Origin of the sequence: Phreatobacter sp. (assembly GCF_052440005.1) — a bacterium.
Lineage (GTDB): Bacteria > Pseudomonadota > Alphaproteobacteria > Rhizobiales > Phreatobacteraceae > Phreatobacter.
Genome location: NZ_JBQVQL010000001.1, coordinates 132,351 through 142,639, shown reverse-complemented (window position 1 = coordinate 142,639; position 10,289 = coordinate 132,351). Strand labels below are relative to the sequence as shown.

The following is a 10,289-nucleotide window of genomic DNA, read 5'->3' as shown; positions in this document are numbered from 1 at the left end:
GGCCGGAGCCGGCGCGGGCGTCGCAGCCGGCGGGGTCTGGGCGGCCAGCGGTCCGGCGAGCGCCAGCGTCAAGGCGGCGAGGGACAGGAGCGAGCGGACGGTCATGGAAGGGTCGAGCCTTTTGTCACGGGAGGGCGTGCTTGACGGGCACGTGTGGCGCTTTGAAGGAAGACGGTGCGAAAGCACGGGGCGGTTGACGCGTGCACAACTCCTGACGGATCCCGCCGGTTGCCGCAGCAATGCCCGTTTCGGCTTGAATTGACAACCCTTGGCACCGTCCATATCTGTCGCGGGTTGCCGGGCCGCTGCGGAAATCCGTGCGTCCGTCGACGATGATCCCGCCGGGACCGGAGGACGGGGCGCACGGGGCGCTCCGAGACCGCCTGACGGGGCTGAAGGGCTTGCGTGAACCATCGGAACGGACGGTGCGACCAACCGTTTCGATGCCTCTCTCTTCCCGCCCAAGTGTAAGGAACGCACATGCTCGGCGCGCTCGCCCGCAGGATCTTCGGCAACGGCAACGATCGCCGCATCAAGGGATACCGTCCGCGGATCGATGCCATCAACGCGCTGGAGCCCGAGCTCGCGGCGCTGTCGGACGAGGCCCTGCGTGCCCGCACCGACGCCTTCAAGGCGCAGCTCGCCGCCGGCAAGACCCTCGACGACCTGCTCGTCCCCGCCTTCGCCACCGTCCGCGAGGCGGCCAAGCGCGTCCTCGGCCAGCGCCATTATGACGTTCAGTTGATCGGCGGCATGGTGCTCCACGAGGGCGCCATCGCCGAGATGAAGACCGGCGAAGGCAAGACTCTCGTCGCCACCCTCGCCGTCTATCTCAACGCGCTCGCCGGCAAGGGCGTCCACGTCGTCACCGTCAACGACTACCTCGCCAAGCGCGACGCCGAGTGGATGGGCAAGGTCTACGGCTTCCTCGGCATGACCACCGGCACCATCGTCCACGGCATGGACGACCAGCAGCGCCACGACGCCTATGCCTGCGACATCACCTACGGCACCAACAACGAGTACGGCTTCGACTACCTGCGCGACAACATGAAGTACACGGTGCAGGAGATGGTCCAGCGCGGCCACTTCTACGCCATCGTCGACGAGGTCGATTCCATCCTCATCGACGAGGCGCGCACGCCCCTCATCATCTCCGGCCCGCTCGACGACCGCTCCGACTTCTACGCCACCATCGACCGCTTCATCCCCGTCCTGAACAAGGAGGACTACGAGGTCGACGAGAAGCAGCGCACCGCCTCCCTCACCGAGAGCGGCAACGAGAAGATGGAGAAGGCCCTCGTCGAGGCCGGCTACGTCAAGGGCGACCTCTACGACGTCGAGAACGTCTCGACCGTCCACCACGTCAACCAGGCGCTGAAGGCCCACAAGCTGTTCCAGCGCGACAAGGACTACATCGTCCGCAACGGCGAGGTGGTCATCATCGACGAGTTCACCGGCCGCATGATGCCGGGCCGCCGCTATTCGGAAGGCCTCCACCAGGCGCTCGAGGCCAAGGAACGGGTCCAGGTCCAGCCCGAGAACCAGACGCTCGCCTCCATCACCTTCCAGAACTATTTCCGCATGTACGGCAAGCTCGCCGGCATGACCGGCACGGCGCTGACCGAGGCCGACGAGTTCATGGACATCTACAAGCTGCAGGTGGTCGAGATCCCGACCAACCGCGGCATCGCCCGCCTCGACGAGGACGACGAGGTCTACAAGACCGTCCAGGACAAGTACCAGGCCATCATCACCGAGGTGGAGGCGGCCCGCGCCAAGGGCCAGCCGGTGCTGGTCGGCACCACCTCCATCGAGAAGTCCGAGACCCTCGCGGAGATGCTGAAGCAGGCCGGCTTCAAGCAGGTCGACCTCGACGACCCCCAGGCCTTCGCGCCGCTCTATGACGGCGACCAGGGCACGGCGGGCGAGCGCGTCTTCGCCGTGCTCAACGCCCGCTACCACGAGCAGGAGGCCTTCATCGTCTCCCAGGCGGGCGTTCCCGGCGCCATCACCATCGCCACCAACATGGCGGGACGCGGCACCGACATCCAGCTCGGCGGCAATGCCGACATGCGCATTCAGGCCGAGCTCGCCGACATGGAGGACGGTCCGGAAAAGCAGGAGAAGGCGGAGGCCATCCGCCGCCAGGTGACCGATCTCAAGCAGCGCGCCCTGAAAGCCGGCGGCCTCTACATCATGGGCACCGAGCGCCACGAGAGCCGCCGCATCGACAACCAGCTGCGCGGCCGCTCCGGCCGCCAGGGCGACCCCGGCCGCTCCAAGTTCTACCTGTCCCTGCAGGACGACCTGATGCGCATCTTCGGGTCGGACCGCATGGAGGGCATGCTGACCAAGCTCGGCCTCAAGGAGGGCGAGGCCATCGTCCATCCCTGGATCAACCGGGCACTGGAGAAGGCGCAGCAGAAGGTCGAGGCCCGCAACTTCGACCTGCGCAAGAACGTCCTCAAGTACGACGACGTCGCCAACGACCAGCGCAAGGTCATCTTCGAGCAGCGCATCGAGCTGATGAGCCAGCAGGACCTCTCCGACATGACGCAGGACATGCGCCATGGCGTCATCGAGACCCTGGTGCACACCTACATCCCGCCGGACGCCTATGCCGAGCAGTGGGACACCGCGACCCTCAAGGAGGAGATCTACCGCGTCCTCAACCTCGACCTGCCCGTGGACGAATGGGCCAAGGAAGAGGGCATCGCCGACGAGGAGGTGATCGAGCGCATCACCAAGACCGCCGACGAGATGATGGCCTCCAAGGCCGCCCGCTTCGGCCCCGACATCATGCGCCAGATCGAGAAGGCGGTGGTGATGCAGGTGCTCGACCATCTCTGGCGCGAGCACATCGTCCAGCTCGACCACCTGCGCCAGGTAGTCGGCCTGCGCGGCTATGCCCAGCGCGATCCGCTCAACGAGTTCAAGTCCGAGGCCTTCCAGCTCTTCGAGGGGCTGATGGCCAAGCTCCGCGAGATGACGACCCAGCAGCTCGCCCTCGTCGAACTGCAGGAGCCGCCGCCCATGCCGGACCTGCCGCCCATGACCGCCCATCACATCGACCCGATGACCGGCATGGACGAGTTCGCCCAGATGGGGGCCGCCTCCGGCGGATCGTTCCAGGCGCAGGGCGGCGGCGCGCCTACCGCCGAGCGCAATCCGAACGATCCCTCCACCTGGGGCAAGGTCGGCCGCAACGACCCCTGCCCCTGCGGTTCGGGCAAGAAGTTCAAGCACTGCCACGGGCAGTATGTGTGAGTTGAGGAAGGGCGCCGGGTGCGGCGCCCTTCGCGTCCGGGCGCGTCCGCCGAAAGCCGCAGCGCGGCGCGCGGAACGCCTTGACCGGAATGCCGGCACGCCCTAAAAGGCGCGCTCGCGGGCGGGGCTGTAGCTCAGATGGGAGAGCGCTGCAATCGCACTGCAGAGGTCGGGGGTTCGAATCCCCCTAGCTCCACCAGCCCGCTCTTCTGCCTGTCCCATTGCCTCGTCTCCCTAACGGAACGCCTCGCGTGAACCGCACGCCCTCCTTTCGTCGTATCCTCTATATTCATCGGGGATCCGGACCATGCAATTTCTCTCGGCCTATGCGGCCGCGCTGATCGTCTTCGGCATTCTCGACGCCGTCTGGCTCTCGATCATGGGCCGGGTGCTCTACCGGCCGACGCTCGGCAGCCTGATGCTGGACAACTTGCGCTGGGCCCCGGCCCTCGTCTTCTATTTCCTGTTCCCCGTCGGCGTCGTCCACTTCGCCGTGCTGCCGGCCTACGCGGCGGGCTCGCTGCAGATGGCGCTGGTCAATGGTGGCTTTCTCGGGCTCCTCGCCTATGCGACCTACGACCTGACCAACTATGCCACCCTGCGCGTCTGGACGCTGACGCTCACGCTGGTGGACATCGTCTATGGCGCGGTGGCGACAGCCCTCGTCGCCGGCGGCGCCTATGCCGCCCTGCGGCTCCTCGCCTCGGCGGGCTGGATCTAGGCGCTTCTCAGCGCACCGGCTTCAGGCGGTAGTGGCTGATGCCCCAGCTCTGCCCCCCGGCATGGCCGAACAGCCCGCTGGTGGCGAGGAAGAACAGCCGCCAGCGCCGCCGCCACAGGGCGAGCTGGTCGGTGCCGTAGACACGCGCGAGGATCGGATCGATCTCGTCGAGCCGGGAATCGAACAGGGCCAGCCAGTCCTCGGCGGTGCGGCGATAGTGCTCGCCGCTCCAGCGCCATTCCTCCTCGACCGTGAAGAGATCGTCGAACCGGCGGATGAGGCCGTGTGAGGGCATGAGCCCGCCGGTGAAGAAGTGCTGGGCGATCCAGTCGGTCTTGTCGGCGCTGTCGAAGCGATAGGAGCCCGTGCGGTGGGTGAAGACGTGGATGAACATCCGCCCGTCCGCCTCCAGCCAGCCGGCGGCACGCGTGAGCAGGTCGCGCCAGTTCGCCATGTGCTCGAACATCTCCACCGAAACGATCCGGTCGAAGCGGCCCTCGGGCGCGAAACCGTTCATGTCGGCGGTGACGATGGTGAGGTTCGCGAGCCCCAGGCGGGCCGCCTCGGCCTCGATGAAGCGGCGCTGGCCGTGCGAATTCGACACGCCGGTGATCGAGGCGCGGGGAAAGCGGCGGGCCATGGCGAGGGAGAGCGAGCCCCAGCCGCAACCGAGCTCCAGGATGCGCTGGCCGTCGGCGAGGCCGGCATGATCCATGGTGAGGTCGAGTGCCCGCGTCTCCGCCTCGGCGAGGGTGGTCTCGGGGCCCTCGTAGTAGCAGCACGAATATTTCCGCTGCGGACCGAGGGTCCGGACGAAGAAGTCCGGCGGAAGCTCGTAATGCTGGGCATTGGCGGCGTCGGTGTGCACCGCCACGGGATAGCCCGCCATGGAGGCGGCGAAGGCCACGTCGTCGGCCGCGGTGGCGGAAGACAGGTTCCGGTCGGTCCGCCCGACCAGCCAGGCGATGGCGGCGCGGGTCAGCGCATCGGGGACAGGGGCGCGTTCGCCCCAGGCAATGAGGCCTGCGAGAAGGGACACCGCGTTCAGCCTTTCGTCTTGCCCGGCGGCCAGGGGATGAAGGCGCTGGTGCGCGCCTGGTAGTCGGCAAAGGCGGCGCCGTGCTTGCGCAGCATGTGCTCCTCGAGCGGAGGAATGCCGGAGATGCGGGTGAGGAGCAGCGTCATGAAGGCGGGCGCGAGCAGCGCGAACCAGCCGAAGGGATGGCCGCTCCAGGCGAGCGCCATGACCGCGTAGGAGGCCCAGAGCACGCATTCGAAGAAGTAGTTGGGATGGCGCGAGTAGCGCCACAGGCCGACGTCGCAGATCGGACCGCGCTTGTTCTTGTCGGCGACGAAGGCGGCGAGCTGCCGGTCGGCGATGGCACCGCCCGCCCAGCCCGCAGCGAAGACCGCGATCCCCAGCGCATCCTGCCAGCCGAGCGGTGCCGGCCGGTGGGCGGCGAGCACGATGCCGAGCGCCAGCGGCACGCTCGCCGCCGCCTGGATCTGCAGGAAGCGGAACATCTGCCAGGAGGCGTCGGCCCCCCAGTCCTGCCTGAGCTTGGCGTAGCGCGCGTCGTCGGTGATCCCGCGCGTCCGGCCGGCGATGTGCAGGCCGAGCCTCAGCGCCCAGGCGAGCGCCATGGCACCGACGAGCAGGCGCCGTTCCCACGGCCCTGCGCCGAAGGGCAGCAGAGCGGCGGCAAGCGCCGTGCCGCCGACGCCGAAGGTCCAGGTGACGTCGATCCAGCCGGAATTGCCGGTCCGCTTCTCGATCAGCCAGGCCGCCGCCATGATCACGCTCATGGCGGCGACGATGAAGACCAGGGCGGCGAGGAACGACAATCCCGTCACAGGCGGACGAAGGGCTGCAGCAGGCGTCCGATCATCCCCTCGAAACGGACGTTGCCGGTGAGCGCGACGATGCAGGTGCAGCCCTCCCGCGGGTCGACCACGGGGGTATGGGCGTGGCGGTCGTCGGCCTCGTCGAAATCACCGGCGGCATAGCGACCGTATTCGTGCTGGTAGGCACCCGCGACGATCGTGGTCCACTCCGCCCCGGTATGGCGGTGCGCAGGCAGGCGGGTGCCCGGCTGGGCCCGCAGCATGAAGACGCGCGCTTCGGAGCTCGGCACCTCGACGCGGCGCAACGCCACGCCGCGGCCGACGCTCTGCCAGCGTCCCAGCGTGTAGGGGGCGAGCACGGCAAGACCGGCGGCGTCATGCGGCGCGGCCGGACGCTTCGGCCGCTCGGCGGGACGCGGCGGCATCGCGATCGACAGGCTGCGCGCGTCGACGCCCATGGGCTCGGGCTCGATCTCGTCGAGGAAGGCGCCGCTGAGCGCGTCGATGTCCGCGAGATCACGCCGCGTCTGCGGATTGATCTCGACATGGGCGGCGACGACCAGCGCCAGCCCCTCGTCGAGGCGGCCGGCGGCGAAGGCCGCCAGGGTTTCGTCGGACGGACGATGGGACATGCTCATCGCAGATCCTCCAGGGAGCCGCGCATTCGCGCCATCGCGAGGCGCAGGCGCGACTTGACGGTGCCGAGCGGGATGGACAGGCGTTTGGCCACGTCCTGATGACTGAGACCTTCCATGAATGCCAATTGGACGACTCGAAGCTGATCGGGGGACAGGGAGGTGAGGGCGGCCCTGACACGGGAGTCGCGTTCGCTCCCGTCGAAGACCTGGTCTGGCTGCTCGGGCTCCTCACCCTGGAGAATGTCGAGGACGTCCGGCAGGCGCGACCGCTTCTCGCGCCGGGCGGCGTCGATCCGCAGATTGCGGGCGATCGCCGCAATCCAGGTCGAGGCCCCCGCACGCGTGGGGTCGAACAGCGCCGCCTTCCGCCAGACCATCAGCAGCGTTTCCTGCGCGAGCTCCTCGGCGAGGTCCGCCGGGGTGCCCTGGCGCATCAGCAGGGCTTTCACCCGCGGCGCGAAATGGTCGAACAGTTTGACGAACGCTTGCCTGTCGGACGATTGGGCAATCGACTGGATCAGGGCATTGGCATCCATCAGGGCGGCACCGGCACGTCTGCGCGGCCCGCGGGAGAGCGGGACCGACATTTCAGAATGTATCGCAAGAGCAACCATCATGTCGCCCTCTACGCGGCATCCGCGGCACCGGATCAGTCGCGGTGCTTCCTTTTCGGATGCGGCCCCTTAGGCTGAACCGGCGGGCTTTCGCTGGCGTAGACATAACCAAGACAACGGAATGCAGGAATACGGCATGCAATCGGGTGGTGGTCGGCAGCAGCGCATCGCGGTGGTGGGGAGTGGCGTTTCCGGCCTGTCCGCAGCCTGGCTCCTGTCGCAGGCCCATGACGTGACGCTCTACGAGCGCGACGGCCGGCTCGGCGGCCATGCCAACACCGTCACGGTGCCAGGCGCCCGCGGCCAGAACGTCGCAGTCGACACCGGCTTCATCGTCTTCAATGAGGCGACCTACCCGAACTTCTGCGCCCTCCTCGACCATCTCGACGTGCCCTCGCTCGCCACCGAGATGTCCTTCGCCGTCTCCCTCGACGGCGGCCGCCTCGAATATGCCGGGACGGGCCTCGCCGGCCTCTTCGCCCAGCGCCGCAACATCGTCAGCCCGCGCTTCTGGTCGATGCTGCAGGACCTCCTGCGCTTCTACCGCAGCGCCACGCGCGACGCGGCGGAGCTGGAGAACGATCCGATCTCGCTCGGTGACTACCTGAAGGCCGGCCGCTACGGCACTGCCTTCCGCGACGACCACCTGCTGCCCATGGCCGGCGCCATCTGGTCCGCGCCCTGCGCCGAAATCCTCTCCTACCCGGCCAGCGCCTTCATCCGCTTCCACGACAATCACGGGCTCCTGAAGCTGTCGGGCCGCCCCGCCTGGCGCACCGTCACCGGCGGCAGCCGCGCCTATGTGGCGAAGCTGATGGAAGCCTTCTCCGGCGAGGTCTGCTCCAACATGCCGGTCGCCCGCATCCGGCGCCTGTCCGACGGGGTCATCCTCGACGGCGAGGATGGCTGGTCCCGCCGCTTCGACCAGGTCGTGGTAGCGACCCATGCCAAGGAGGCGCTCGCCATGCTGGCCGATCCCTCCGCAGAGGAGCGCGCCCTGCTCGGCGCCTTCCGCTACAGCCGCAACGTCGCGGTGCTCCACACCGACGAGGCGCTGATGCCCCGCCGCCGTGCGGCCTGGTCGAGCTGGAACCACATCGGCGACCGCCGCGTACCGGACGAGCCTTGCGCCGTCACCTACTGGATGAACCGGCTGCAGCACCTGCCGATGGACAAGCAGTTCTTCGTGACGCTCAATCCTCCGCGGCCGCCGCGGGAGGAGACCGTGCTGCGCACAGAGACCTACGAGCACCCGCTCTTCGACAGCGCCGCCATCGCCGCGCAGTCGCGCCTGTGGTCGCTGCAGGGCCTGCGCAACACCTGGTATTGCGGCGCCCATTTCGGCGCCGGCTTCCACGAGGACGGGCTGCAGGCGGGCCTCGCCGTCGCCGAGGACCTCGGTGGCCTCAAGCGGCCCTGGTCGGTCGCGGACGATTCCGGCCGCATCGTGCGCCGCCCGCCGGCCCTCCCCCTGACGGAGGTGGCGTGACCGCCCCCGCCTCGGCGCTCTATGTCGGCCGGGTGGAGCATCGCCGCATCCGGCCGCGCCCCCATGCGCTGTCCTACCGCGTCTTCTGGATGCTGCTTGACGTCGACGAGATCGACACGCTCGACCGCCGCCTGAAGGTCTTCTCGCGCGACCGCCGCAACCTCTTTTCCTTCCGCACCGCCGACTACGGCGACCGCTCCGGCCGGCCGCTTAGGCCGCAGATCGAGGCGCGACTGGCCGAGGCCGGCATCGACACCGGCGGCGGCGCCATCCGCCTCCTCACCATGCCGCGCGTGCTCGGCTACGGGTTCAATCCGATCAGCGTCTTCTTCTGCCACCGGCCGGACGGCGCGCTCGCAGCGACGATCTACGAGGTGCACAACACCTTCGGCGAGATCCATTCCTACCTGATCGCCGCGGAAGGCGAGGCCCGCCCCATCGTGCAGGACAGCGCCAAGGCCTTCCACGTTTCGCCTTTCCTGACCCGCGACATGGCCTATCGCTTCCGCCTCGTGCCGCCGGGTGACGACGTCGCGCTGCAGATCGCCGCGAGCGACGGGGACGGGCCGATGCTCTTCGCATCGCTGGCCGGGGAACGGCGGGACCTGACCGACGGCAACCTGCTGCGCCTGCTCGCGACCCACCCGCTGCTCACGCTGAAGGTCACGGCGGCGATCCATTGGCACGCCCTGCTGCTGCTAGCCAAGCGCATCCGGCTGATCCGCCATCCCGGCCCGGCAGCGGGCGACGTCACCGTCGGCCGGCAGTCCGGCTGAGCCCGCTCAACGCTGGCGGATGCTGCCGGGCGTGACGCCCTCCATGGCGCGGAACATCTTCACGAACTGGGTGCTGCTGGAAAAGCCCACCTTGGTCGCCACCTGCGCCACCGGCAGGCTGGTCGCGGTCAGCAGCCGCCGCGCCTCGTTCATCCTGAGCCGCAGGAAATACTGGTAGGGCGTCGCTCCGAAAGCGTCCCGGAACGAGCGGATCAGGTGGAAGCGGGAGAGGCCCGCGAGCTGCGCCAGGTCGTCGATGGAAACCGGGCTGCCGATATTGGCGCGCAGATAGTCGTCCAGCATCGCCATGCGCGACCTTGTGCCGAGCGCCGTTCTCTCCGGCGCCTGGTCCAGCCGCGACAGTTCCAGCACCCGCGCGGCGATGAACAGGCCGATGGATTCCGCATAGAGATCGGTAAGACCGTCGCCGTCGGTCAGCACGCGGTCCAGCCGCGTCATGGCGTCGATCAGATCCGGATCCTCGAAATAGAGCTTCGGCCGCACGCTGGCGGAGGCATACATCCGGCCGATATCGGAGGTGAGCTGGCCCGGATCGAAGAACATCATGGTCACGTGGCCCTCGTTCGAGGGACCCACCGTCCAGCCCTGTGCGCCGCAGCCTGCCGGGATCTGGGTCAGCTTGCCGCGCAGGTCGCTCAGCGAGGAACCGGGCAGGCCGTCGACCCGTGTCTCACCCTCGCGCCGCGAGAAATGATGCAGTGCGAGGTAATGTTCGGACGGATGGCTGGCATAGCTGATGCTGTAGTCTGTCTTCCGCCGGCTGGTCCTTGCGACAAAACCGGGCCAGGACGCGACAATGCTGTGCTCGATCCTGCCGCCGCTGTCGGGATTCAACGGCTTGAGAAGCATGGCGCAATAAATCCCTGAGAATCAATATCGGGAGATTGATTCACACTTGCAGCGGGACGTCAATTC

Annotated in this window: 9 protein-coding genes and 1 tRNA gene; 5 read left to right on the top strand and 5 right to left on the bottom strand. The window is 68.2% G+C overall.

The genetic code is table 11. The annotated features are described in order from the left end of the window. Positions 1 to 480: 480 nt before the first annotated feature. The 3 genes from secA to ACT6XY_RS00650 all read left to right on the top strand — a co-directional run bounded on the left by secA (position 481) and on the right by ACT6XY_RS00650 (position 3,991). Positions 481 to 3,270 (top strand): preprotein translocase subunit SecA, encoded by a 2,790-nt coding sequence (gene secA, locus ACT6XY_RS00660; RefSeq protein ID WP_444746412.1) that lies wholly within the window; start codon positions 481 to 483, stop codon positions 3,268 to 3,270. 123 nt (positions 3,271 to 3,393) lie between these two features. Beyond that, positions 3,394 to 3,469: transfer RNA gene (locus ACT6XY_RS00655), tRNA-Ala, on the top strand. A 108-nt stretch (positions 3,470 to 3,577) separates the two neighbouring features. Beyond that, entirely contained in the window at positions 3,578 to 3,991 is a 414-nt protein-coding gene (locus ACT6XY_RS00650; protein WP_444746411.1) for a DUF2177 family protein, read from the top strand. Positions 3,992 to 3,998: 7 nt separating this feature from the next. Here the strand turns inward: ACT6XY_RS00650 and ACT6XY_RS00645 are convergent, their stop codons facing one another. Genes ACT6XY_RS00645 through ACT6XY_RS00630 form a run of 4 tightly spaced genes read right to left on the bottom strand, consistent with a single transcriptional unit; the run spans position 3,999 to position 7,010 of the window. Beyond that, complete coding sequence (locus ACT6XY_RS00645) at positions 3,999 to 5,030, bottom strand: SAM-dependent methyltransferase (RefSeq protein ID WP_444746410.1); 1,032 nt, start codon at positions 5,028 to 5,030, stop codon at positions 3,999 to 4,001. Positions 5,031 to 5,035: 5 nt separating this feature from the next. Further along, positions 5,036 to 5,845: a DUF1295 domain-containing protein gene (locus ACT6XY_RS00640; protein WP_444746409.1), complete on the bottom strand. Its 810-nt coding sequence runs from the start codon at positions 5,843 to 5,845 to the stop codon at positions 5,036 to 5,038. Beyond that, positions 5,842 to 6,468 carry a ChrR family anti-sigma-E factor gene (locus ACT6XY_RS00635; protein WP_444746408.1) on the bottom strand — a complete coding sequence of 209 codons (627 nt, stop codon included), beginning with the start codon at positions 6,466 to 6,468 and terminating at the stop codon, positions 5,842 to 5,844. The genes ACT6XY_RS00640 and ACT6XY_RS00635 overlap by 4 nt, the downstream gene beginning before the upstream one ends. Positions 6,469 to 6,470: 2 nt before the next feature. Then, positions 6,471 to 7,010 (bottom strand): sigma-70 family RNA polymerase sigma factor, encoded by a 540-nt coding sequence (locus ACT6XY_RS00630; RefSeq protein ID WP_444746407.1) that lies wholly within the window; start codon positions 7,008 to 7,010, stop codon positions 6,471 to 6,473. A gap of 199 nt (positions 7,011 to 7,209) precedes the next feature. Between ACT6XY_RS00630 and ACT6XY_RS00625 the strand changes: the two genes are divergently transcribed. Together ACT6XY_RS00625 and ACT6XY_RS00620 are read left to right on the top strand one after the other, a co-directional pair. Then, complete coding sequence (locus ACT6XY_RS00625) at positions 7,210 to 8,577, top strand: NAD(P)/FAD-dependent oxidoreductase (protein WP_444746406.1); 1,368 nt, start codon at positions 7,210 to 7,212, stop codon at positions 8,575 to 8,577. Further along, complete coding sequence (locus ACT6XY_RS00620) at positions 8,574 to 9,353, top strand: DUF1365 domain-containing protein (protein ID WP_444746405.1); 780 nt, start codon at positions 8,574 to 8,576, stop codon at positions 9,351 to 9,353. The genes ACT6XY_RS00625 and ACT6XY_RS00620 overlap by 4 nt, the downstream gene beginning before the upstream one ends. A 6-nt stretch (positions 9,354 to 9,359) precedes the next feature. On the opposite strand, the gene ACT6XY_RS00615 is transcribed toward ACT6XY_RS00620, so the two are convergent. After that, positions 9,360 to 10,223 (bottom strand): helix-turn-helix domain-containing protein, encoded by an 864-nt coding sequence (locus ACT6XY_RS00615; protein WP_444746404.1) that lies wholly within the window; start codon positions 10,221 to 10,223, stop codon positions 9,360 to 9,362. Positions 10,224 to 10,289 lie beyond the last annotated feature (66 nt).